This is a genomic window from Salininema proteolyticum (assembly GCF_042685645.1).
In the GTDB taxonomy this organism is placed as follows: Bacteria; Actinomycetota; Actinomycetes; order Mycobacteriales; family Micromonosporaceae; genus Salininema; species Salininema proteolyticum.
In genome coordinates this window covers 33792-55672 of record NZ_JBHUNX010000001.1, presented here as the reverse complement: position 1 = coordinate 55672, position 21881 = coordinate 33792, and the positions used below count along the sequence as shown (strand labels likewise).

Annotated in this window: 22 protein-coding genes; 14 read left to right on the top strand and 8 right to left on the bottom strand. The window is 70.7% G+C overall.

Going from position 1 to position 21881, the window contains the following annotated elements:
* Positions 1 to 16: 16 nt before the first annotated feature.
* Positions 17 to 1231 (bottom strand): cytochrome P450, encoded by a 1215-nt coding sequence (locus ACFTE1_RS00255; protein ID WP_380618759.1) that lies wholly within the window; start codon positions 1229 to 1231, stop codon positions 17 to 19.
* 94 nt (positions 1232 to 1325) lie between these two features.
* On the bottom strand, positions 1326 to 1979 hold the full coding sequence (locus ACFTE1_RS00250; RefSeq protein ID WP_380618761.1) for a TetR/AcrR family transcriptional regulator: 654 nt from the start codon (positions 1977 to 1979) through the stop codon (positions 1326 to 1328).
* 120 nt (positions 1980 to 2099) lie between these two features.
* Here ACFTE1_RS00250 and ACFTE1_RS00245 point away from each other — a divergent pair, with 120 nt between their 5' ends.
* A complete protein-coding gene (locus tag ACFTE1_RS00245) occupies positions 2100 to 3566 on the top strand; it encodes an MFS transporter (protein WP_380618763.1) in 1467 nt (488 codons plus the stop codon).
* Between the two features lie 65 nt (positions 3567 to 3631).
* On the opposite strand, the gene ACFTE1_RS00240 is transcribed toward ACFTE1_RS00245, so the two are convergent.
* The gene (locus ACFTE1_RS00240; protein ID WP_380618765.1) at positions 3632 to 4459 is read right to left on the bottom strand and encodes a protein phosphatase 2C domain-containing protein; all 828 of its coding nucleotides are present in this window, start codon (positions 4457 to 4459) and stop codon (positions 3632 to 3634) included.
* Between the two features lie 195 nt (positions 4460 to 4654).
* Between ACFTE1_RS00240 and ACFTE1_RS00235 the strand changes: the two genes are divergently transcribed.
* Positions 4655 to 5227: a DUF402 domain-containing protein gene (locus ACFTE1_RS00235; protein WP_380618767.1), complete on the top strand. Its 573-nt coding sequence runs from the start codon at positions 4655 to 4657 to the stop codon at positions 5225 to 5227.
* A gap of 189 nt (positions 5228 to 5416) precedes the next feature.
* Here the strand turns inward: ACFTE1_RS00235 and ACFTE1_RS00230 are convergent, their stop codons facing one another.
* Positions 5417 to 5740, bottom strand: a complete 324-nt coding sequence (locus tag ACFTE1_RS00230; RefSeq protein WP_380618769.1) for an ArsR/SmtB family transcription factor — start codon at positions 5738 to 5740, stop codon at positions 5417 to 5419.
* Positions 5741 to 5797: 57 nt separating this feature from the next.
* On the opposite strand from ACFTE1_RS00230, the gene ACFTE1_RS00225 reads away from it, so the two are divergent.
* The 4 genes from ACFTE1_RS00225 to ACFTE1_RS00210 all read left to right on the top strand — a co-directional run bounded on the left by ACFTE1_RS00225 (position 5798) and on the right by ACFTE1_RS00210 (position 10280).
* Positions 5798 to 7639, top strand: coding sequence for a heavy metal translocating P-type ATPase (locus ACFTE1_RS00225; RefSeq protein ID WP_380618771.1), 1842 nt, complete (start codon positions 5798 to 5800; stop codon positions 7637 to 7639).
* Between the two features lie 392 nt (positions 7640 to 8031).
* Entirely contained in the window at positions 8032 to 9198 is a 1167-nt protein-coding gene (locus ACFTE1_RS00220; RefSeq protein ID WP_380618773.1) for a S8 family peptidase, read from the top strand.
* A gap of 54 nt (positions 9199 to 9252) precedes the next feature.
* Positions 9253 to 9597, top strand: a complete 345-nt coding sequence (locus ACFTE1_RS00215; protein ID WP_380618775.1) for an ArsR/SmtB family transcription factor — start codon at positions 9253 to 9255, stop codon at positions 9595 to 9597.
* The gene (locus tag ACFTE1_RS00210; protein ID WP_380618777.1) at positions 9594 to 10280 is read left to right on the top strand and encodes a cation diffusion facilitator family transporter; all 687 of its coding nucleotides are present in this window, start codon (positions 9594 to 9596) and stop codon (positions 10278 to 10280) included. Before ACFTE1_RS00215 ends, ACFTE1_RS00210 begins: the two co-directional genes overlap by 4 nt.
* A 101-nt stretch (positions 10281 to 10381) precedes the next feature.
* On the opposite strand, the gene ACFTE1_RS00205 is transcribed toward ACFTE1_RS00210, so the two are convergent.
* Positions 10382 to 11056: an enoyl-CoA hydratase-related protein gene (locus tag ACFTE1_RS00205; RefSeq protein ID WP_380618779.1), complete on the bottom strand. Its 675-nt coding sequence runs from the start codon at positions 11054 to 11056 to the stop codon at positions 10382 to 10384.
* A 160-nt stretch (positions 11057 to 11216) separates the two neighbouring features.
* Here ACFTE1_RS00205 and ACFTE1_RS00200 point away from each other — a divergent pair, with 160 nt between their 5' ends.
* Together ACFTE1_RS00200 and ACFTE1_RS00195 are read left to right on the top strand one after the other, a co-directional pair.
* Positions 11217 to 11993 carry an SDR family oxidoreductase gene (locus ACFTE1_RS00200; protein WP_380618781.1) on the top strand — a complete coding sequence of 259 codons (777 nt, stop codon included), beginning with the start codon at positions 11217 to 11219 and terminating at the stop codon, positions 11991 to 11993.
* 82 nt (positions 11994 to 12075) lie between these two features.
* Entirely contained in the window at positions 12076 to 12783 is a 708-nt protein-coding gene (locus tag ACFTE1_RS00195) for a Type 1 glutamine amidotransferase-like domain-containing protein (RefSeq protein WP_380618783.1), read from the top strand.
* Here the strand turns inward: ACFTE1_RS00195 and rraA are convergent.
* Positions 12773 to 13252 carry a ribonuclease E activity regulator RraA gene (rraA, locus tag ACFTE1_RS00190; protein WP_380618785.1) on the bottom strand — a complete coding sequence of 160 codons (480 nt, stop codon included), beginning with the start codon at positions 13250 to 13252 and terminating at the stop codon, positions 12773 to 12775. The two genes, ACFTE1_RS00195 and rraA, sit on opposite strands and share 11 nt — an antisense overlap.
* A 118-nt stretch (positions 13253 to 13370) precedes the next feature.
* A complete protein-coding gene (locus ACFTE1_RS00185; protein WP_380618787.1) occupies positions 13371 to 14279 on the bottom strand; it encodes a GNAT family N-acetyltransferase in 909 nt (302 codons plus the stop codon).
* 437 nt (positions 14280 to 14716) lie between these two features.
* On the opposite strand from ACFTE1_RS00185, the gene ACFTE1_RS00180 reads away from it, so the two are divergent.
* From ACFTE1_RS00180 to ACFTE1_RS00155, 6 genes are all read left to right on the top strand, one after another.
* Positions 14717 to 15628, top strand: a complete 912-nt coding sequence (locus ACFTE1_RS00180) for a Gfo/Idh/MocA family protein (protein WP_380618789.1) — start codon at positions 14717 to 14719, stop codon at positions 15626 to 15628.
* Between the two features lie 216 nt (positions 15629 to 15844).
* A complete protein-coding gene (locus tag ACFTE1_RS00175; protein WP_380618791.1) occupies positions 15845 to 16801 on the top strand; it encodes a trypsin-like serine peptidase in 957 nt (318 codons plus the stop codon).
* Positions 16802 to 16996: 195 nt separating this feature from the next.
* Positions 16997 to 17317 carry a type VII secretion target gene (locus ACFTE1_RS00170; protein WP_380618793.1) on the top strand — a complete coding sequence of 107 codons (321 nt, stop codon included), beginning with the start codon at positions 16997 to 16999 and terminating at the stop codon, positions 17315 to 17317.
* Positions 17314 to 18288, top strand: coding sequence for a hypothetical protein (locus ACFTE1_RS00165; RefSeq protein ID WP_380618795.1), 975 nt, complete (start codon positions 17314 to 17316; stop codon positions 18286 to 18288). The genes ACFTE1_RS00170 and ACFTE1_RS00165 overlap by 4 nt, the downstream gene beginning before the upstream one ends.
* A 28-nt stretch (positions 18289 to 18316) precedes the next feature.
* Positions 18317 to 18577, top strand: coding sequence for a YbaB/EbfC family nucleoid-associated protein (locus ACFTE1_RS00160; RefSeq protein WP_380618797.1), 261 nt, complete (start codon positions 18317 to 18319; stop codon positions 18575 to 18577).
* 30 nt (positions 18578 to 18607) lie between these two features.
* Positions 18608 to 18940 (top strand): YbaB/EbfC family nucleoid-associated protein, encoded by a 333-nt coding sequence (locus ACFTE1_RS00155; RefSeq protein ID WP_380618799.1) that lies wholly within the window; start codon positions 18608 to 18610, stop codon positions 18938 to 18940.
* A 26-nt stretch (positions 18941 to 18966) separates the two neighbouring features.
* Here ACFTE1_RS00155 and ACFTE1_RS00150 read toward each other — a convergent pair whose 3' ends face one another.
* Positions 18967 to 21777, bottom strand: a complete 2811-nt coding sequence (locus tag ACFTE1_RS00150; RefSeq protein WP_380618801.1) for an AfsR/SARP family transcriptional regulator — start codon at positions 21775 to 21777, stop codon at positions 18967 to 18969.
* Positions 21778 to 21881 lie beyond the last annotated feature (104 nt).

The following is a 21881-nucleotide window of genomic DNA, read 5'->3' as shown; positions in this document are numbered from 1 at the left end:
CGGGATGCCATGGGGCTCACCAGGTCACGGGCATCTCGTGGACTCCGTAGACGAGGGAGCCGTGCCGGTAGGAGAGGTCGGCCGGGTCGCACGCCAGCGCGAGGGCCGGGAGGCGCCGGTAGAGGGTCGAGTAGACGATGTGGAGTTCGAGGCGGGCGAGGGGCTGGCCGAGGCACTGGTGGACGCCGAACCCGAACGCCATGTGGCGCCGCGCGTCGCGGTCGATGTCCAGTTCGGCGGCGCCGGGGAAGACCGACTCGTCCCAGTTGCCGCTCTCGGTGGGGATGACGAGGCCCTCTCCCCTCCTCACCTTCTGCCCAGCGACCTCCAGGTCCTCGAGGGCGACCCTGCGGCGTCCGTTGTGGACGATGCTGAGGTACCGCAGGAGCTCCTCGACGGCCCTGTCGACGACGGCGGGGTCGTCGGCCTCGCGGAGCGCGGCGAGCGCCCGGGGGTTCTGGAGCAGTGCGAGGGTGCCGAGGGTGATCATGTTGGCGGTGGTCTCGTGCCCGGCGACGAGGAGCAGGATTCCGGTCTGCGCGGCGTCGATCTCCGACAGCTCGCCGGAGTCGACGCGGGGCGCGAGGGTGGACATGACGTCGTCGGCGGGCCGGTCCCGCTTGTCCCGCAGGAGCCGGGCCAGGTACTCGACGAGCCGGTCCCTGGATTCGGCGCGGGGCGCCTGGTCGGGGCTCTGGTCGAGCAGGCGCTTGCTGTGCTCCTGGAAGAAGTCGTGGTCCTCGTAGGGGACTCCGAGCAGGTCGCAGATGACCAGCGAGGGGACGGGGAGCGCGAAGTCCCGGACGAGGTCGGCGGGTTTGGGGCCGGCGAGCATGGCGTCGATGCGGTCGTCGACGATCCTCTGGACCGCGGGGCGCATCGCCTTGACGCCGCGCAGCGTGAAGGGCTTGGTCACCATGCGCCGCAGGCGGTTGTGCTCGGGGTCGTCCTTGAAGATGAAGCTGACGTTGGAGCGCTCTCCCACGATCGGCGCCGGCGCGGGGTAGCCCTCGCGGAAGAGGTCGGCGCTGACGCGGGGGTCGCCCAGCACCGCGCGCTGGTCCTCATAGCGGGTGATGAGCCAGGGCGTCGAGCCGTCCCAGAGGCGGACGCGCTGGACGGGCGCCTCTTCTTGGATCCGCATGAGCCGGGGCGGCGGCGCGAACGGGCATCCTTCGGCCCGTTCCATGGGGTAGAAGGGGATCTCGGTCGGCGCGGTGGTGTCGGACATGGTGTGCCTTCTCTCTGCTCGTCGGTGAGCGAAGCGGATGCGGGACACCGGGGGCCGTCGGTCTTCTCCTCTCTGGTCGGGGGCGCGTCCTGGTTCAGTCGACGGGGGTGACGGCGCCCTGGTAGAGGCCGACGATCGCGTCGACGAGACCGGTCCCCGTGGCCCGCCACGTGGCTCGCGGCGGTTTGCGCCCGACGGCGAGGTGCCGCTCGTGGAGCGCGGGGACCACGATCATGAGGTGCCGGGCCATCTCCTGGCGCTCCTCGAGGACCTCCGGGGGGAGGTCGAGGCTGGCGATGAAGCGCTTCTTCGCCTCGGAGAGGGACGGCGTCGCGTTGGTCTCCTCTATAGCTATAGACCTCAGGACGGGATCTGTCATCAGCTGCGCCGAGAATCGGGCGAGATAGGTCGGTTCGCCCAGGGAGTCGAGGTGCTCGGTGTAGGGCACCACGAGGCAGGCGACCCAGTCGCGCAGGTCTCCGGAGTCGCCGGCCTGTTCGATCATCGCCATCCGACGCTCCTCCATGGGCGCGTTGTGCTTGCGGACGATGGCGCGGACGAGGTCCTCCTTGCCGCCGAAGTGGTAGCTGACGGCGGTGTTGTTGCCCTGGCCGGCGGCCTCGCTGACCTGCCGGTTGGAGACCTTGTTGAGCCCCTGTTCGGCGAAGAGCCGTTCGGCGGCGGTGAGGATGGACTCGCGCGTGGCGGCGACGCGCGTCGCGCGGGCTCCGGTCGGTTCGGGGCTCATGGGCCTGTCTCCTCGTCGTTCGGCGGGATCTCCAACAGTTGACCATATCCGTTTGCAAAAAGTCAATCAATTGACTTACTATTTCTCGGTCACGTCACCGACAGATTGGAAACACCTCCCATGGACGAACCGTCCGACACTCCCGCTCACGCCCGGGGAGCGCCGAAGCCCGGGGCCCTGGTGGCCGTGCTGGCCTTCTCCGGCATCGTGGTCTCCCTCATGCAGACGCTGGTCGTGCCGATCCTCCCCCGGCTCCCGAGCCTGCTCGGCGCGAGCGTCTCCGACACGTCGTGGACGGTCACGGCCACCCTGCTGGCCGCCGCGGTCGCCACCCCGGTCGTGGGCCGGCTCGGCGACATGTACGGCAAGCGCCGCATGCTCCTGCTGAGCCTGGTGTCGCTGGCCGCCGGATCGACGGTGGCCGCGCTCAGCGACCACCTCGCCCCGATGCTCGCCGGGCGCGCCCTGCAGGGCCTCGCGGCCGGCGTGATCCCGCTGGGCATCAGCATTATGCGCGACGAACTCCCCCGCGAGCGCCTCGCCTCGGCGATCGCGCTTATGAGCGCCTCCATGGGCGTCGGCGGCGCTCTCGGGCTGCCCGCGGCGGCCTTCCTCGCCGACCGGACCGACTGGCACGCCCTGTTCTGGGCCTCGGCCGGCGCGGCGGTGCTGGCGCTGATCCTGGTGACGGCCATCGTGCCGGAGTCGCCCGTGCGCAGCGGCGGGAGCTTCGACGTGGTCGGCGCCGTCGGCCTGTCGGCGGGACTGTTCAGCTTCCTCCTGGCGGTCACCAAGGGCGCCGACTGGGGCTGGACGAGCGGCCGGACGCTCGGCCTCTTCGCGGCCGCGGCCGTGGTCCTCGTGCTGTGGGGCTTCTGGGAGCTGCGCCAGAAGCGGCCCCTGGTGGACCTGCGCACCACCGTGCGGCGCCAGGTGCTGGTCACCAACCTCGCCTCTATCGTCTTCGGCTTCGCGATGCTGGCGATGTCGCTGGTGCTGCCGCAGATCATCCAGCTGCCGGAGGCCACCGGCTACGGCCTGGGGCAGAGCATGCTGACCGTCGGCCTCGCCATGGCGCCCTCAGGGCTGGTCATGATGGCAATGTCGCCGGTCTCGGCGAAGATCACGAACTCGCGCGGCCCCAAGACGACGCTCATGGTCGGCGCGGTCGTCGTGGCCTGCGCCTACAGCCTGGGGATCGTGATGATGGGGAGCCTGTGGCAGCTGGTCGTCGTCTCCGCGACGATGGGCGCGGGCATCGGCATCTCGTACGGCGCCATGCCGGCCCTGATCATGGGGGCGACGCCGGTGGAGGAGACGGCGGCGGCCAACAGCCTCAACACCCTGATGCGGTCGATCGGCACGTCGCTGTCCAGCGCGGTGGCGGGCATGATCCTGTCGCACATGACCATGGACCTGGGCGGGGTGGCGGTCCCCTCGCAGGACGCGTTCCGCACCATCATGGGCATCGCGGCGCTGGGAGCGGTCGCGGCCCTGGTCATCGCGATGTTCCTGCCGAAGAGGAAGGCCCCGGCGGAGGCCGTGCGGGAGTCCGGGCGTGTTCCGGCCTCGGCGGGCTCGCGGTGAGCGGCCGGGCGGAGCTCTGACGGGGCGAACGCCGACGGGGCCCGCAGCGGCGGTTCCCGTCTCCGTCAGCGGTCGTCCGGTTCCATGGCGTCGAACCGGACCCGGACGGCCGTCGCGTCGTCGTGGAGCTTCCCCGACGGCGCCGGGCCGGCGTTCTCGCGCCGGCGGACCTCCTTGACGAGCGCCTCGGGGCCGGACTCGACGATACGGAGGCAGTCGGCCCAAGTCGAGCCGTATTTGTCGATGAGCCGGGTGATTCCGTCGGTGCACAGCAGCAGGGTCGAGAGGCCCTCGCGGGGAAGGGTCCCCGTCACGGCGCGGGCGGCGGCCTCGGGGCGGGAGTCGGCCACCCAGAACCCGCCGGGCTGGTTGCGGACGCTCGCGACGTAGTCCGGCGCGTAGCGGACCAGGCCCCCGACGTCGACCGGCGCGGGCGGGTCGGGGAGCGCGGCCAGCCGGTCGTCGCTGACGCCCGAGACGGCCCCCTCCCGTTCCCACGCGATGGCGGCGTCGCCGAGGACCAGGTAGTCGACCGCGTCGGCAGTCCACCGGGCCAGGGCGACCGTGGCGCCGGGCGTCAGGGGGTTGTCGACGTCGCAGGTGGCGGAGTGGGCCCCGGTCGTGCGGCGGACGGCCTCGGCGAGGATCTCCGGGAGCGGGTGCGTCGAGGTCGAGCCGGGGATGTCGGCCGAGTCGAGGACGGCGGCCACGGACTCGGCGAGGGTGCGGACGTACCAGGGCACGTCGTGCTCGCAGCCGTCGTCGGGGTAGCGGGTGATGCCGTCCAAGACCAGCGCCCAGTGGCGCCCGGTCCGGGCCAGGTCCTCGTTGGGGCGGTGCGGATCGCCCGGTTCGCTCGCCCCGTCGACCGCTCCGCGGTGTGCCGTGCCCATCGTCGCCTTTCCGTCACCGTGCGATGACCACCGATTCTACCGCCGGCCGGTGCCCCGGGATGGACGCTCGGGGTGCGGACGGCGGGGTAGAATACCGGCAATCGACACGGAAACCGACCATCGGGCCTGCGAGTCGGGGTGAGAGCCGAGGCGGCTCGCGGCCCCGTGTTCACCGCTCCGACCGAGAGGACTGCCATGGACGTCGAAGGTGACCTGATTCCGAGCGGCCGGATAGCCCTGCGGCGGGAGATGCTCGACGGGCGGCCGTGGCTGAGCTACCCGACGCGCGTGGCCGTCCACGACTACGAGGTCACCGGCCTCTACCTGGCCCACCGCACGCCGTTGATCTTCGGCGACGGGCCGTTCTCCTGGGGGCCGCACTGCTGGTCGTCCTTCGAGCCCTACTGGATGTCCGAGGGAGTGCTGCAGCTGCAGCGGCCCGGCGAGTACTACTCGCTGTGGCGGAGGACGGAGGAGGGCGCCTTCGCCCACTGGTACGTCAACTTCCAGCGGCCGCTGAAGGTCTCCTCCGAGGGCTTCGACTCCCTGGACCTGGATCTGGACCTGATCATCCGCCCCGACGGCTCGTACGAGTGGAAGGACGAGGAGAAGTTCCAGCGGCGGGTCGACGACGGCCACATCAGCGCCGCCGAGGCCGAGGCGGTGCGCCGCTCCGGCGACGACGTTCTCAAGCAGTTGGCGGACGGCCGCCCGTGGTGGGAGGCGTGGCGCGACTGGGAACCGCCGCAGGACTGGGTCTGCGGTTAGCGGCGGTCCGGGCGACCGTCGCCACCCGGAATACGAAGGACTTCGACGATATCGGTGTCGACTTGGTCGACCCCTGGCGGAACTCCGGCTGACCGGTTCCGACAGAGGTTCCGGCGCCGAGTCCCGAACCCGCCGAGCGGGTGCCGGTCGAAGCCGGCGCTAGAGCGGACGGGCTGCCGCTGTGGCGGCCTACGCCCCTTCGGCCGGTTCGCGCTCTTCCAGGGCGGCCTCGAGAATCCTCTTCGCCACACCAGGCACGGCCGTGTAGTAGATGTACGTGCCCTCGCGGCGCGTGTGCACCAGCCCGGCGAGGCGCAGCTTCGCCAGGTGCTGGCTGATGGCCGTCGGCCGGGCTCCGGCTATGTCGGCCAGGCAGGCGACGTTCTCCTCCCCCTGGACCAGGGCCCACATGATCTTGAGACGGGTGGGGTCGGCGAGCATGCGCAGGGTCTCCACGGCGCTCGCGACGGACTCCTCGTCCGGCAGATGGAAATCGTCAATCCCCTCGTGCATGAGATCGATGGTACAGGAGCTTGCTATCTTCTTGATTGCGAAGATACGATCCTAGTCATGTTCGCACGAATATGGTCGCTCGCCGACGTCCGGTGGGCCGCCCTCGCACTCGGATTCTTCGCCGCCGCCGGAACCGCCCAGCTCTCCGGCGCGCCGACCTGGACCCACACCGCCCTCTACGCCCTCACCTACGCCGCGGGAGGCTGGGCGCCCGCCTGGGAGGGCCTCCTGGCCCTGCGCAAACCCCGCTTCGAGGTCGACCTGCTCATGGTCGCCGCCGCCGTCGCCGCAGCGGCCATCGGCCAGTGGCTCGACGGCGCCCTCCTCATCGTCATCTTCGCGACCTCCGGCGCCCTCGAGTCCGTCCTCACCGAACGCACCGAACGGTCCCTCAAGGCCCTGCTCGACCTCACCCCCGAGAAGGCCTCCGTCATCGAGGACGGAGAGGAGACCGCCAAGCCCGCCAAGGACCTCCGCGCCGGCGACGTCATCACCGTCCGCCCCGGCGAGCGCATCGCCGGGGACGGCACCGTCACCGCCGGACAATCTGAAGTGGACGAATCCACCGTCACCGGAGAGTCCCTGCCCCGGCCCAAGTCCCCCGGAGACCCCGTCCTCTCCGGCACCGTCAACGGCACCGGCGCCCTCACCGCCCGCCTCACCCGCGACGCCGAGGACTCCATCGTCGCCCGCATCGCCCGCCAGGTCGAGGAGGCGGCCGCCTCCAAGTCCCGCACCCAGCTGACCATCGAGAGGCTCGAACAGCCCTACTCGCTCGGCGTCGTCGCCGCCACCCTCCTGCTCCTGGCCCTGCCCCTGTGGCTCGGGGCGGCCTTCGAACCGACCCTCCTGCGCGCCATGACCTTCATGATCGTCGCCAGCCCCTGCGCCCTCGTCCTCGCCACCATGCCGCCGCTCCTGTCGGCCATCGCCCTCGCCGGGAGGAAGGGCGTCCTGGTCAAGAACGCCTTGACCATCGAGCGGCTCGCCGGCGCCGAGCGGGCCGCGTTCGACAAGACCGGGACCCTGACGGACGGGCGCCCGTCGGCGGCGGAGGTCGTCGTCCTGGCCGGCAGCGAGGCCGAGCTGCGCGAAGCGGTCGCCTCGGCGGAGGGACCCAGCGAGCACCCGCTCGCGAGGGCGCTGCGGGAGCTGGGAACGCCCAGGCCGGTGACGGACTTCCGGGCCGAGCCGGGCCGAGGCGTGAGCGCCGTGCTCGACGGGGAGCGCGTCGCGGTCGGACGACCCGACGCCGAAGGCGAGGACTCCTTGACCGGCGAGGCGGCCGAGGCTGCCGAGCGGTTGGAGTCCGAGGGGCTGACCGTCGTCGCCGTCCGGCGCGGCGGCAAGGCGATCGGCCTGGTGGGGCTGACCGACTCCCTCCGTCCTGACGCCGCGGAGGCCGTCGCCCTGCTGCGCGCCAGCGGCCTCGAGCCGGCCCTCGTCAGCGGCGACGGCGATGCGGCCTGCCGGCGGGCGGCGGAGGAGGCCGGCATCGCCGACCGGCGGTCGCGGCGCCTCCCCGGCCAGAAGGCCGACGACGTCGCCACCGGGAACTGCCTTTACGTGGGCGACGGGGTGAACGACGCGCCCGCTCTGGCCGGGGCGCACGTCAGCGCCGCCATGGGCAGCCGCGGCACCGCGCTCGCCCTCGAGTCGGCCGACATGGTGCTCGTCCGCGACCGGCTCACCGCCCTGCCGCGCATGGTCCGCCTGGCGCGCAAGGCAGAGCGGACGGCCAAGGCCAACCTCGTCTTCGCCGGCACCGTCATCGCCGGCCTCGTGGCCTGGGACTTGGTCGGCACGCTGCCGCTGGTGGTCGGCGTGGCCGGGCACGAGCTGTCCACGGTCGTCGTGTGCCTCAACGGCCTGCGGCTCCTGCGCTCGAAGCACTGGTAGACACCCGACGTTCCTTCCGCGGCCCCGGTCGCCCTCGGCGGCCGGGGCCGCGCCTCTTCCGGCACCGCGCCTCAGAGGCCACCGCCTACCACGCGGGAGTGCCCATGCCTCGGCACCGCCGGCTCTGCGGCCGTTACGGCACCGCGTCGCGGAGGCCTTCACCGACCAGGTAGGACGACCTACGGGTCGGCTCCAGCGCCTCGGAACGCGGGCGGTCCGCCGCCTTCGACCAGGAGTCCGACACCCACCGGGTTCAACCCGGGTTACCAGCTCGTTCACTTTACAGATATGCCTTGTTGCGCAGATTTTAAAATTCCAATATCTTTCTTCCTGCGTGTCCGGGGGCGAACCAGAGCTCCCGGCCGAAACACGACAGTGAAGGGAGAACTCTAGTGGCTGACACTAGATTCCGAAAGAGCCGGTTCGCGGCCACCGCGGCCGTCTTCGGCGCCGCGGCCATCGCCGCCCTCTCGACCTCGGCACCCGCCCAGGCCCAGGGCGACGTCCGTGGGCAGGGCCAGGCCGGTGCCATTTCGGGCAGCTACATCGTCGTCCTCGACGACGCCGAGGCCAACGCCCAGAGCCTGGCCGGACGCTACGGAGCCGACGTCGAGAACGTCTGGAGCGCGGCGATCGACGGCTTCGAGGCGACCATGAGCGCGAGCGAGGCCCGCCGCATGGCCGCCGACCCGGCCGTCGACTACGTCGAGCAGAACTCCGAGGTCCACGTCCTCGACCAGTCCTCCCCGCCCTCCTGGGGCCTCGACAGGATCGACCAGCGCGACCTGCCGCTGGACGACTACTACGGCTACGACTCCACCGGAGCCGGAGTGACCGCCTACATCATCGACACCGGCATCCGCACCAGCCACGAGGACTTCGAAGGCCGCGCCACCTGGGGCACCTCGACCGCCCGCGGCCCCAAGAAGGACTGCAACGGGCACGGGACCCACGTCGCCGGAACCGTCGGCGGAGCTCAGCACGGCGTCGCCAAGGACGTCTCGCTGGTGGCCGTGAAGGTCCTCGACTGCAACGGCTCCGGCACCTGGGCCGGCGTCATCGACGGCATCGACTGGGTGACCGACAACGCCCAGAAGCCGGCCGTGGCCAACATGAGCCTCGGCGGCGGATACAACTCCACGATCAACGACGCCGTCCAGCGCTCCATCGACAGCGGCGTCAGCTACGCCGTCGCCGCCGGCAACGAGGACACCGACGCCTGCACCAAGTCGCCGGCCTCGACCCCGGATGCGATCACCGTGGGCGCCACCGACGACACCGACACCCGCGCCTACTTCTCCAACTACGGCGACTGCGTGGACATCTTCGCTCCCGGTGTGGCCATCACCTCGACCTGGAACGGATCCGACACCGACACCACGACCATCAGCGGCACTTCCATGGCCGCGCCCCACGTGGCCGGCGCCGCCGCGCTCTACCTGGAGGGCAGCCCCGGCGCCTCGCCCGACCAGGTGACCAACGCCCTGACCGGCAACGCCACCACCGGCGTCGTCAACGACCCGCTCGGCAGCCCGAACCTGCTGCTGTACACCGGCTGACGAACACCGCCCCGCACCGGAGATGTCATCGCCACACCGTGTTATCATCGCTGTATGGCGATGACATCTCCGACACACGATGTGTCCGCTGCGGCGGCACTCTTCCACTCCCTGTCCGACCCCAGCCGACTGCGCATCCTCCAACGCCTCGCCGAAAGCGAAGCGCGCGTCACCGACCTGACCGCCGAGCTCGGGCTCGCCCAGTCGACGGTCTCCAAACACCTCGCCTGCCTGCGCGACTGCCGGCTCATCGACAGCCGCACCGAGGGGCGCCAGTCCTTCTACCGCCTCGAACACCCCGAGGTGATCGACCTCTTCGAGGCCGCCGAGACCCTCCTCGAACAGACCGGCCACGCCGTCGCCCTGTGCCCCAACTACGGCGCGGAGGCCGCCTCATGACCACCCTCTCCCCCGCCCGCCGCGAGTCGCTCCACCGCAGAGCCCGCCTACTCGCCTACGCCACGGTCGGCTACAACGTCGTCGAGGGCGTCGTCGCCATAGCCGCCGGGGCCGCCGCGAGCTCGGTCGCCCTCATCGGCTTCGGGCTCGACTCGTTCATCGAGGTCTCCAGCGCCCTCATCGTCCTGTGGCAGTTCCGCTCCCGCATGCCCGAGGCCCGCGAGCGCCTGGCGCTCAAACTCATCGCGCTCTCGTTCTTCGTACTCGCCGGATGGGTGGGCTTCGACGCCGCCCGCTCCCTGCTCGGACACGGCGACCCGTCGCCCTCCCCCGTCGGGATCGGCCTGGCCGCCGCCTCGGTCGTCGTCATGCCTCTGCTGGTGCACGCCAAGCGCCGAGTCGGACGCGAACTGGGGTCGGCCACCGTCCAGGCCGACTCGGTGCAGACCATGCTCTGCACCTACCTCTCCGCCATCCTGCTGGTCGGGCTGGTGCTCAACGCCGTCCTCGGCTGGCCCTGGGCCGACCCGGTCGCCGCTCTCGCCATCGCCGGCGTCGCCGTGAAGGAGGGCGTCGAGGCCTGGCGGGGCGAGCAGTGCGACGACTGCGCCGTGCCCGCCGGAGCCGAGGAGGACTCCTGCTGCGGTCCTTCCGAGCCCGCCGCAGACAAGTGCTGCTCTTAGACGCACGGCCGCCGTCGTCCCGGAAGACTCCCCGGCCGACGGCGACCGGTCACCGGAACACGGCGGCGCCCCGGCCAGAGGCCGGGGCGCCGCCGGACGTTCTAGATGTTGAAGTCGATGTCCTTGTCGTGCAGTGTCTTCACCACGGAGTCGTACATGCGGGCCTTGATGGTGCCGACGGTGTCGCCCTGGCGTTCGACCTGTCCGGCGGCGATCTTCACCGCCGTGGAGCGGACCTCGTCCTCGTCCACGGCCCTGTCGACGATTCCCGCAGCGGCGGCGTCCTCACCGCCGTAGCGGCGCGCGGTCACCATGGCCTCGTGAGCCGTCTGCGGGGTCAGGCGCGCCTGGATGAGGGCCGACATCCCCTGGGTGAACGGGATGTTGATGTCCGCCTCGGGCAGACACCAGAAGCCGCGGTCGGCGCGCATGACGCGGAAGTCGTGCGCCAGCGAGAGCATCGCGCCCGCCGCGAAGGTATGGCCCTGCAGTGCGGCGACGGTGCAGTAGGGGGCGGTGAGCACGCGGGCGAAGAGGCGGTGGACGCTGAGGGCGTAGTCGAGGTAGCCCTCCGGGTTCTCCATGAGCCACTCCAGGTCCAGACCGTTGGAGAAGAACTTCCCGCTGGCCGCCGTCACCAGGGCCTTCGCGCCGGAGGCCGCGTCGACCTCGTCGAGGCGGACATTCGCCTCGGTGATCCAGTCCGGGTGGAACCGGTTCTCGTCGTCCCCGATGTCGAGGACGAAAACGTCGTCGAGCCTGTCCAGCGTTGGCATCGTCGCCTCTTTCCCGCGGTCGGACCGCGTCATAAGTTACTGGTAAGTAATCTCTGTCAATGTACACCCCGACCCCGGCCCCGTGCCAGGCAGGACGCCGGGTGGGAGCCGGAACCGAAACCGTCTAGACCCCGCCGCCCGCGCGCCTTATCCTGGCCCCATGGACTTCGCGCTCGCGGGCCACCGGATCGTACTGACCGGAGGCGGCTCAGGCATCGGACACGCCGCCGTCGACTTCCTCCTCCGCTGCGGCGCCACCGTGTCCACCTGCGCCCGCGACCTCGACCGGCTGCGGGAGTCCTGGCGGGACCTCGACCCCGAGACCGCCCGGCGCCTGCACCTCTTCCGCTGCGACGTCTTCGCCAACGACCAGGTCGGCCGCTTCGCCTTCGACGCCGCCCGCGCCATGGACGGCATCGACGGCCTCGTCGTCAACGCCAACAGCTCCTCCGGCGGCGACGCTCCTAAGACCACCGCCTCGCAGTACAGCAAGGACGTCAACCAGAACATCGCCGCCGCCGCTCACCCGATCATGACGACCCTGCCCTACCTGCGCCGCTCCGAGTGCCCGAGGATCGTCATCGTCGACGGCGTCGCCGGACGGACGCCGGACCCCGCGCTCGCCTCACGCAGCTCCGCACCGGCGGCCCTCGGCTCGTACACCACGAGCCTGTCCTTCGCCCTCGCCAAGGACCGCATCGGCGTGAACAGGGTCCGGGTGGGCGTCATCGACACTCCGCACCAAAGAGAACGCCACCGCGAGTCCGGCAGCGAACTCTCCTATGAGGACTGGCTGCGGTCGGAGGCCGCCAAACGCCGCATCCCCTATAAGCGCGTCGGAACCCCCAGCGAGGTCGCCGGGCCGATAGCCTTCCTGCTCTCCCCGCTCTCCTCCTACATGACCGGCACGGCGCTCGACGTCTCCGGCGGGAAATGACCCGAAAACCGCTGTACACCCGCACACCGCCCGGCCTACCATCGCAGGACGCACTACCACCGCGACCGTAAGGACCGACCCCATGGCACCGCCCGCGCCCGAGCCGACCGTCATCACCCTCGGCGGAGGCTTCGGCATCGACGAGGACACCCTCCTCGACGACTTCGCCCTCGCCCGCACCGGAAAAGACCGGCCGAAAGTCTGCTTCCTGGCCACCGCCAGCGGCGACGCGGCCCTCTACTACGAGCGGTTCGACGCGGCCATGGCGAAGCACGACTGCGAACCCTCGCACCTGAAGCTCTTCGCCAGGGACTCCACCGACCCCAGGGAGCACCTCCTCTCCCAGGACGTCATCTACGTCGGCGGCGGCAACACCGCCAACCTCCTCGCCGTCTGGCGCGTCCACGGCATCGACGCGATCATGCGCGAAGCCTACGAGGCGGGGATCGTCCTCTGCGGCATCAGCGCCGGATCCAACTGCTGGTTCGAGGCCTCCTCCACCGACTCCTTCGGCGACTTCCGCTCCCTCCCCGACGGGCTCGGCCTCCTGGAGGGCAGCTTCTGCCCCCACTACAACACCGAGCCCGAACGGCAGAAACTCTACTCCGAGGCCATCCGCGCCGGAGAGATCCCGCCGGGCCTGGCCCTGGACGACGGCGCGCTCGCAGTGTTCACCGACGGAAAGCTCACGGAGGTCCGCACCCGCCGCACCGACTCCGAGGGCCCGACTCTGTACTCCGTCGACGGAGACGGCGTCGAGCCGCACGCCGCCCTGCCCTTCAGCTCTTGAGCACGACCACGCCGTCCTCGTCGCAGTAGACCGCGGCGCCCGGGTCGAAGACGCATCCGCCGAACTCGACCCGGACGTCGCGCTCGCCGGCGCCGGTCTTGGAGCTCTTGCGCGGGTTGGACCCGAGCGCCTTGACGCCCAGGTCGATCGTGGCCAGGACGCCCACGTCGCGCACCGCGCCGTTGATGACGACGCCCTCCCAGCCGTTGGACTGCGCCATGGCGGCGATCATGTCGCCCATGAGCGCCGTGTGGACCGAACCGCCGCCGTCGACGACCAGGACCCTGCCCGCGCCCGGCTCCCCGAGCACGGACTTCAGCAGCGCGTTGTCCTGGAAACAGCGCACGGTGACGGCGGTTCCGCTGAACGACCGCCTCCCGCCGAACTGGCGGAACTGCGTGTCGCACGAACCGAGGTCCTCCCCGTGCTCGTCGTACAGGTCGGCGGTGGCGAAAACGGTCTCGGACATCGGGCCTCCTCGGGAACGAACGTCGGCACAGTCTAACCCGCACGGCCCGAGCCGGTCCCGCGCGGCCGCCGCGGTCCGCCGGGCCAGACCGTCCGCCCCGCACGGCCGCCGCGGTCCGTCACGCCAAGCGGGCGTTGGCGGCGATGTCCGCCGCCGGGGCCTCGTAGACCACGGCCGGCTCGACGGCCTCCACCGTGGCCCGATTGCTCTCGTCCATTTCGATGCGCAGCCGGCCGTCCTCCGAGTACACGGCGGCGGCCTTCAGCATGGCCGTGACGATCGCCGGGCCCTCCGGATCGGCGGGATCGACCGAACAGCCCGCGAAGATCGGATGCGGGTCCTCCTGGGGGTCGTCGCTGAACGAGTCATTGAGAAAGCCGACGCCGACCACCTTCCCCGCCACTCGCACCTCGAAGAAGCGGCCCGCGCGGACGGAGAAGAAGTCCTCCCGCCAAATCGCGAGGTCGCGCTCGCGCGGAGGGCTCCAAGTGTGGGTCGCCTCGTAGAACCGGCCCCAGGCCTCGACCGCGTCGTCCGGCACCTCCTCCTTCGCCGGCTCGTACTCCGTGACGCCGTAGTCCCGGTCCGGCAGCGCGCCCACGTCCACGATCGGCTCGCGCACCAGCTGAATCCGGAAGAACCCCATCGCCTCGGCGAAGCGGTGGGCCGGGGTGTCGAGCAGGTACTTGGTGTCGAAGTCCCGGCCGTCGTGCCCGGCCAGCCGGCAGACCTCCGCGAAGGCCCTCTTGCCGACCCCGCGACGCCGGTACTTCTCGGCCACCTCCACATACGCGTAGAGATACGCGGGGTGGTGGTCGTTGGTGCCATAGGCGGCGACGCCGACCAGGTCGCCGTCCGCTCCGCGCATGACCCGGCACCGCTTCGGCTTCACACCGTCGCGGTCCTCGCCGAAGGTCTGGCGCCCCTGCGCCTCGGTCCACGTCCGGACGGGGCCCAGCCCGCCTATGATCTCTAGTCTCTTACTCTCGTCCCAGGGGATGAAGACAATGTCATTGATATCGATCACCACCGCACCATACCCAGTGACCAGACTGCGGGCCACCGGTTTTCCCAAGGCCGCCACGTCGTTCAAGCGACAAGGGGCGTTCCGGCCGGGCCGCGCCGGCGGTGCTTCCCCGACGGCCGAGGCCGCCGGGGCGAGCAGATCTTCCAGCCGACGGAAGCCCCTTCATCGCGCGTCACGCGATCCCACAAGACGAGATTCTATGCAGCGGACGGCGATCGGTCAAACGGGACACCGCCCCACCGCACCCCTTCACCGACCGCTCTCACCAGCGCCAATGACGTCCTGCCCGCCCGCGGACACGGCGCGTCCCTCCCTTGCGTTAATATCAAGGGTTTTCCCTTTATCACTTAACTGGCGCCGCGCCGGTTCCACTCGGCCGCCCGCCCCCGTCTAGAATCCAACGCGGCAGCCACAGCCGTGCCACCCGAAGGAGAACCATGACCACAACACCCGTCCGCATCGGCCTCGTCGGCACCGGGCACTGGGCGCGCACCGCCCACGCCGCCGCCCTCTCCGCCCACGACGGAGTGGACTTCACCGGCGTCTGGGGCCGGGACTCCGCCAAGACTGCCGCCCTGGCCGAAGAGTACGGCGTCCAGGCCTACCCGTCCTTCCGCGCGATGCTCGACTCCGTCGACGCCGTCGCCTTCGCCGTCCCCCCGAACGTCCAGGCCGGATACGCCATCGAGGCGGCCCGGGCCGGCAAGCACCTCTTCCTCGACAAGCCGACTGCGCTCACCGTCGAGGACGCCGCCGCGCTCGCCACGGAGACGGCGGAACGCGACCGGGCCTCGGTCGTGTTCTTCAAGTGGCGCTTCGACCCGCCCACCGCCGACTTCGCCCGGCGTGGCGCCGACGGCACGTGGGACTACGGCAGGGCCGTCATGCGCAATGACGCGCTCGCCGAGGGAAGCCCCTACGCCCCTTCCCAATGGCGTCATGACGAGGGCGGGCTGTGGGACGTCGGCCCGCACGCCCTGTCGCTCCTGCTCCCGGCCCTCGGGCCCGTCGACGCGGTCTCCGCCGTGGGCTCGTCGCACTCGACGACGACCGTCCTCCTGCACCACCGCGACGGCGGGGCCTCGACCATGGCGCTCAGCCTCAAGACTCCGCGCGAGGCCTCGGAGATGGAGGTCGTCATCGCCGGGGAGAGCGGCTCCGAGCGGCTGCCCGACTGGGGCAGGACGCCGGTTCCCGCCTACCACTCGGCGCTGGACGAACTGCTGCACCAGATCACGACCGGGGAGAACCGCCACGGCTGCGACGCCGCGTTCGGCCGGGACGTCGTGGCCGTCCTCTCCGCCGCCGACGAGGCGGCCCGAACGGGCGCGGTGGTGTCGCCCGCCTAGCCCGGCACGGCCCGCGGCGGGAGGAGACCGGGCACAGCCTCTCCCGCCGGCACTCCTACCATGAAACGTCCTGTGCCACAACCGCTCTACCTAACGACAGGTCCGGTGCCGCGCCCTGGCCAAGGCCCCGCTTTTGCCCTATTCTGTATCGAAATATCAGAATGTCCTGAACTACAGGGCTTCTGTCCCGGCGATAGGGAAGCGAGGACCTTCCGTATGAAAACCATCCGACACCTCCTCACCGCGGCCGCAGGAACAGCCCTGCTCATCACCGGCGCGGCCGCCCCCGCCTCTGCCGCACCGACAACCGACGCCGCCCCGGGCCCCGTGGCCCAGGCCGCCGCCGACACGGCCTCCGAACAGCGCGCGGTCGCCGAGTACTGGACGCCCGAGCGCATGCGCGAGGCCCAGCCGCTCGACCTGGTCGAAACCGACGCCGCCGACCTGACCCGGGTGCCCTCCGGATCGCCGAGCACCGTCGAACCGACCGCGTTCCCCGAGACCGGAGCCCCCTGGACCGGCGACGGCGACGTGAACACCACCGCCGGCCGCGTCTTCTTCTCCTTCGACGGCCGCGACGCCTCCTGTTCCGGCAACGCGGTCACCAGCGCCAACAAGAGCACGGTCATCACCGCCGGGCACTGCGTCAAGTACGAGGGCAGCTGGCACACCGACTGGACCTTCGTGCCCGGCTACCACGACGGCCAGGCGCCCTTCGGCATCTGGCCCGCCACCCAGACGCTCACCACCCCGCAGTGGGAGGCGAGCGAGGACATCAACTACGACGTCGGCGCCGCCGTCGTGGCCGAACTCGACGGCCGGAAGCTCACCGACGTGACCGGCGGGCAGGGACTGTCCTTCAACGGCTCCTACGACATCGACATGTACGCCTTCGGCTACCCCGCCGCCGACCCCTACGACGGCGAGACGTTCATCTACTGCAGCGGAACGTCCTTCAAGGACTTCCTCTTCTCCGACGACCATGGCCTGTCCTGCGACATGACCGGCGGCTCCAGCGGCGGGCCCTGGTTCTCCTCGTTCGACGAGTCCACCGGCACCGGACTGCAGGCGTCGGTGAACAGCTTCGGCTACGTCTTCCTCCCCGGCACCATGTTCGGCCCCTACTTCGGCGACGACGCCGAGAACCTCTACGAGACGGCTCAGAACAGCTGACCCGCCCCGCACACGCGGGCGCCGGAGCCACCGGCGCCCGCGCTTTTCGCGTGCGGGAGAACGATCCGCCCCGCAAGGCACTCCGCCGGGCTCCGCTCCGCCGTCGAGGACTCCGTGAAAAACGCGTGAAACGCCGCGCCACCATGGCCGGACGTCCCGAGAAACGCAAGAGCGCAGAAGTCTGAGGGAGATCGGATGTCCGACGGTTTCAGCATCGACATAGAGCAGGTGAGAGAGGGGGCCTCCCGGTACCGGGAAGTGAGCGAGAACTACGGCCTCATAGCCGACTACACAGAGGACACGGACGGGGACACGTCGTTCTTCGGAGTCATCGGAGAACCGCTCCTCGGCGCGTACTACGAGTCCTCCGAGAAGGTCAGGGAGATCATGAGGAACCTGGGGGACGCCGGGGCCGGCCTCGGCGACCTCATCGACAGCGCCTGCGCCACCGTCGAGGCCACCGACGAGGAGAGCGCCAACGCCATGTCCGAGATCATCGGGGAGCTGCTCGAATGAGCGACGAAGAAGAGCCCTACACCTTCGACCCCGACCAGGAGCAGTTCGACCCGGACCAGGCTCCCCAACAGTTCGACAACGACTCGACGTTCATGGGCTTCACCGGATCGGCGGGCGACTACGGCATGGCTGCGGCCGGCCAGATCCCCGCCGTCGGCCCGGTCGTGAAGATCGGCCTGAAGGTGGGCGAGACGCGAGAGACGTGGTCGCGCCTGTTCGAAGGCGAGGTGACGGTCGAGAACGTCACCCAGGTCATGGTCGACGCCCTGGACATGGTCAACAGTGCGGCCGGGCTCGTCGGCGACGTGCAGAACATGATAGTGGCCGGGGCCGACGGAATCGGCTACCTCTCGATGTTCCTGAAGAAGGTGGCGAACCTGGGCTTCGACATCGCCAAGACCTGCCAGCCGTTCATGGACTCCGTCGGGTACGTGACGGGCAATCCCGGACGGCTCAAGACGGCCGGGGAGATGTGGCGCTCGGCGGCCGCCAATATCGAGCAGGTGGAGCAGTCCATCGGCGACGCGGCCACCGGAACGATCCAGCCGGCCTGGGAGGGGTACACGGGAACCGGGGCCATGACCCGCACCCAGGACCTCCTGGACCTCAGCGCCGTGACCCGCGCCGTGGCCACGAGCCTCGCCGTCATCGTGGAGGCCTACGCGGACCTCTCCGACCGGGTCATCAACTTCGTCTGGAAGCTCATCATGGACTTCACCCTCAACGGCTTCGACGCGATCAAGGACGTCGTCACGAAGGGCTATTTCGCGGCGATCCCCATCATCATCGACGTCTGCATCATGGCGGTCCAGTACCAGGTCCAGATCATGACGATCCTGCTGCGCGTCGCCGAGGTCTTCATCACCGGGAAGATGCTGACGAAGCAGCTGGGCGACGCCTTCGCCGACAGCGCGGACCTGGTGAACCTCTTGACGAACGCCTCGACGGGCGACGGATCGAACAGCCGGTGAGCACCGGACGCAGGAAAGGAGACCCGACATGACCGACTTCCCCGACATCGACCTGGAGGGCATGGAGCGCCTCGCCGACACCGTCGAAGCGGAGGCCTCGTCCGACGACCACGCGATCACCGTCCGCTCCGGGCCGGGCGGACGGCTCCGGGAGGTCGCGTTCTCCGACCGCGCCTTCCGCATGGGCTGCGAGGACCTCAGCGAATCGATCCTCGCCCTGATCGGGGAGGCCGGACGCCGGGCGGACGAGGAGATGCGCGCGGCGACCGACCGGCAGACCCAGCAGTGAAAGACACGGCCACACCGGAAAGCGAGCACCATGGCAGAGTACGCCAATCCCTTCAAGGGCGACCCCGAAGAAGTCCTGAAGAACCTTGAGAACGTGCAGAAGTCCCTGAAGGAGCGGTTGGCATCGCTCAAGGAACTGCAGGCCGGAGTCAACGGACTGACGACCACGGCCACCGACCCGGAGGGGGCCGTCACCGTGACGGTCGTCGGACGCGGCGAGATCCAAGGGCTGGAGGTGACCCCGGCGGGGCTCAAGATGCGCAAGGACCTCGGGCCCGTGATCGTCCGGACGGTCGAGGAGGCCCGCGATAGGCACCTCGACCGCATGAACGACTTCGACCCCCTCGCCCGGCTCGACCTCTGACGAACGCCTCTGCCGGACCGGTTCCGTCAGAGGGTCTTGGAGAACGGGAACGGGGCCTCCGGCGCCGACTCGCGGACCAGACCGCGGTACTCGGCGTCGGACAGGACCCCGCCCCGTCGAAGCAGAGTGACCGCTTCGGCGAACCGCGCCGCCGCCTCGTCGGCCCGGCCCAAGGCCCGCAGCACTTCGCCCTCGGCCCAGAGGTGCTCCGCCCGTTCCCTCCGGCCGGGAATCGGAGCCCCTTCCCGCCCTGTCCCGAGTCCGGCCAGGAGTTCCGCGGCCTCCTCGACCCTTCCCGCGCGGACGTACCGGAAGACCCGGCTGCGGCGCGCGTCAGTCGTGAAGGGCGCCTGCCCGACACGGTCGGCCGCGTCCACGCACCGGTCGGCACTGCGGCAGGCCCCGGCGTGGTCGCCCGCGGCCTCCAGCGCGCGCGAGCCGAACATGAACGCGTAGTGCTCCGCCTCCGGGCTCGACACCGCCACCGCCAGGCTCGCGGCCTCTTCCGCGACCGACGCCGCCTCGGTGGAACGGCCGGCGAAATAGAGGCCGTTGGCCTTCTGGGACAGGCAGTACGCCCGCTCCACCCCGTCGAGGTCGGCCTCGGTCATGTACCTGTCCACCTCGGCGGCGGCCCCGCCGCCGTCGCCGACCCGCAGCAGGCGCATGTACCTCGCCGTGCGGACCGCATAGAGCTGCCTCCGGTCGAGCAGGCGGGGGTCCGAAGCCGCCCGGTCGATCATCCGGTCCACCGCACGAGGGGACGTGCCGTAGTCCGGGTGCAGCTGGCCCGCGCGCAATGCCATGACGGCCCACAGGGGTGCCGTCCGGGGATACGGCGCCGACATGGCCAGCAGGGCGGTGAAGTTCTCCTCCTCCCGCCCGTACCAGGACGCCGCCGACGACATGTCGGCGAAGGACTCGGGGACGGCCCCCGCGGGCAACTCCCCCGGCCCCGTCGTCGGGCTCCTCGGATTCAGCTTCGGGTTCCTCGTCCTGACGGCGCGGTCCATGGTCGCCGCGTAGTAGCCCGCCAGCCGCTCGACGAACACGGGCCGGCCCTCGTCGAACCAGTCCCGGGGCGCCCGTTCGGCGGAGTAGGCGCGGATCAGGCCCTGGACCTTGTACCTGTCGCCGTCGTGGCTCGCCAGTTCATAGGCGACGAGCCGGTCCAGGAGGGTCCGGGCCTCCCCCGGCTCCACCGCCAGTCCCGACGCCACGGCGTTGACGCTGAGGACGGTTCCCGGGAACTGCCCCAGCAACCGGAAGAGTCCGACGATGTCCGAGTCGACACCGAAGGTGCCCTCCAGCTCGGCGACGCTCATGGCGATACTCGCGCGCACGGCGAAGTCGTCGACCTCCAGCGCCTTCAAGCGGGAGGTCTCCGCCTCCAGGCGCGAGGCGAAGTCCGCCGTTCGGCCGGCGCCCGCCTGACGGCACTCGGCCGCGGCGATGCCCAGCGCGAGAGGCATTCCGGCGCAGGCGAGGACGATCCGTTCCACCGATTCCCGGTGCTCGTCCCACCGTTCCCCGCCGAGGTACTCGCCGACCAGGCGCGCGGACTCCTCGGGGCCGAGCGGTTCGAGGCGTATCGCGGCGCACGCCTGCGGCAGGGCCAGCATCCTCCGGGAGGTGACGATGACTCCGCACTCCCCGGAACCGGGCAGCAGGTCCCTCACCTGGGCGGAGTCCCTGACGTTGTCGAACACGAGCAGCGCCCGCTTGGCACTGGAGGCGGTGCGCCAGAGGGAGACGAGTTCCCGTCGGTCGGCCGACTCCGCGACCGGTGCGCCGAAGGAGCGCAGCAGCGACCGGAGCGCGTCCTCGGGGGCCGTCGGGGCCGATCCGGGCGTGTGGCCCTGGAGGTCGAGGTATACCTGCCCGTCGGGGTACCCGCCGGCTTCCCGGTGCGCCAGCTGGATCGCCGCCGACGACTTCCCCATCCCTCCGGGCCCGTTCAGGCAGACGACACCCGGTGTGCCCCGCACTTCGCCCATGGCGTGGGAGAGCTCGTCGATCTCGGCCTCCCGGCCCACGAAGACGTGGGGAGAGGCGGGGAGCTCTCGCGGCACCGGGCCGGTCGGCTCGGCTCGCGGGCCGTCGCGGCCGGACTCCTCGCGCAGCAGACGGAGATGGAGGTCGGCGGTCTCCGCGTCCGGGTCGATGCCGAGTAGTTCGGAGAGGGCGGTGCGGTGCTCCTCGAACACCGCCAGGGCCTTGGCCCGCTCCCCGGCTCCGAGGAGGCAGTCCATGAGGATGCGGGCCACCTTCCCGGACAGTCGGTCCGCGGCGAACAGCGAAGCGGCCACGGCGGCTCCCTCGCGGTGTCCGCCAGCGTGCCGCAGGCAGTCGGCGATCTCCAGGCGCAGGGTGTTCCTCAGGCTCAGCAGTCGGATCGACTCGGCGTGGAACGCCTCCCCGGCGAGGCCGCCCAACGGCTCGTCGGGAATCGACTCGGCGCAGCGGCGCAGCAGTGGAAGCGCCTGGTCGAAACGCCTCTCTCGGGCCAGGGCGCGCGCGGTCGACACGTCGGCGTCCAGGAGGTCGATGTCGGTGGCGGCCCCTTCGAGGACGCACACCCGGTTGCGGGTGGTCAGGCCCTCGAACCCCGCCGACCGGAGAGCGCCTCTCAGGACCGACAGCTGGTTGGAGACCTGCCGGTCGGCGGTGGCGGGGGCCCGGTCCGGCCACAGCATGGACCGGATGCGCTCGTGGGGGACCGTTCGGCCGGACTCCATGGCCAGGAGCGCGAGGATCCTCGGGGCCTGGGTGCCGGGCAGCGCGAGCGCGCGGCCGTTGACCGTTGCGGAGAAGGATTCGATCAGTTGCACGCGCACCATCGCATTATAAGAGTCGGCGTTCGCGCCGGATCCGGCCCGCGCTTCCTCGATCCATAACTCGGACAACGTTGTGCCGCACCGAGAGTCGTCACCGGAATCCG

What these genes read in the sequence shown, in the direction of transcription:
- ACFTE1_RS00170 (WP_380618793.1), top strand. Translation starts at nt 16,997, where the DNA reads ATGTCCGACGGTTTCAGCATCGACATAGAGCAGGTGAGAGAGGGGGCC.
- ACFTE1_RS00165 (WP_380618795.1), top strand. Translation starts at nt 17,314, where the DNA reads ATGAGCGACGAAGAAGAGCCCTACACCTTCGACCCCGACCAGGAGCAG.
- ACFTE1_RS00155 (WP_380618799.1), top strand. Translation starts at nt 18,608, where the DNA reads ATGGCAGAGTACGCCAATCCCTTCAAGGGCGACCCCGAAGAAGTCCTG.
- ACFTE1_RS00245 (WP_380618763.1), top strand. Translation starts at nt 2,100, where the DNA reads ATGGACGAACCGTCCGACACTCCCGCTCACGCCCGGGGAGCGCCGAAG.
- ACFTE1_RS00255 (WP_380618759.1), bottom strand. Translation starts at nt 1,231, where the DNA reads ATGTCCGACACCACCGCGCCGACCGAGATCCCCTTCTACCCCATGGAA.
- ACFTE1_RS00180 (WP_380618789.1), top strand. Translation starts at nt 14,717, where the DNA reads ATGACCACAACACCCGTCCGCATCGGCCTCGTCGGCACCGGGCACTGG.
- ACFTE1_RS00205 (WP_380618779.1), bottom strand. Translation starts at nt 11,056, where the DNA reads ATGCCAACGCTGGACAGGCTCGACGACGTTTTCGTCCTCGACATCGGG.
- ACFTE1_RS00215 (WP_380618775.1), top strand. Translation starts at nt 9,253, where the DNA reads ATGGCGATGACATCTCCGACACACGATGTGTCCGCTGCGGCGGCACTC.
- ACFTE1_RS00250 (WP_380618761.1), bottom strand. Translation starts at nt 1,979, where the DNA reads ATGAGCCCCGAACCGACCGGAGCCCGCGCGACGCGCGTCGCCGCCACG.
- ACFTE1_RS00230 (WP_380618769.1), bottom strand. Translation starts at nt 5,740, where the DNA reads ATGCACGAGGGGATTGACGATTTCCATCTGCCGGACGAGGAGTCCGTC.
- ACFTE1_RS00210 (WP_380618777.1), top strand. Translation starts at nt 9,594, where the DNA reads ATGACCACCCTCTCCCCCGCCCGCCGCGAGTCGCTCCACCGCAGAGCC.
- ACFTE1_RS00175 (WP_380618791.1), top strand. Translation starts at nt 15,845, where the DNA reads ATGAAAACCATCCGACACCTCCTCACCGCGGCCGCAGGAACAGCCCTG.
- ACFTE1_RS00235 (WP_380618767.1), top strand. Translation starts at nt 4,655, where the DNA reads ATGGACGTCGAAGGTGACCTGATTCCGAGCGGCCGGATAGCCCTGCGG.
- ACFTE1_RS00225 (WP_380618771.1), top strand. Translation starts at nt 5,798, where the DNA reads ATGTTCGCACGAATATGGTCGCTCGCCGACGTCCGGTGGGCCGCCCTC.
- rraA (WP_380618785.1), bottom strand. Translation starts at nt 13,252, where the DNA reads ATGTCCGAGACCGTTTTCGCCACCGCCGACCTGTACGACGAGCACGGG.
- ACFTE1_RS00240 (WP_380618765.1), bottom strand. Translation starts at nt 4,459, where the DNA reads ATGGGCACGGCACACCGCGGAGCGGTCGACGGGGCGAGCGAACCGGGC.
- ACFTE1_RS00200 (WP_380618781.1), top strand. Translation starts at nt 11,217, where the DNA reads ATGGACTTCGCGCTCGCGGGCCACCGGATCGTACTGACCGGAGGCGGC.
- ACFTE1_RS00160 (WP_380618797.1), top strand. Translation starts at nt 18,317, where the DNA reads ATGACCGACTTCCCCGACATCGACCTGGAGGGCATGGAGCGCCTCGCC.
- ACFTE1_RS00195 (WP_380618783.1), top strand. Translation starts at nt 12,076, where the DNA reads ATGGCACCGCCCGCGCCCGAGCCGACCGTCATCACCCTCGGCGGAGGC.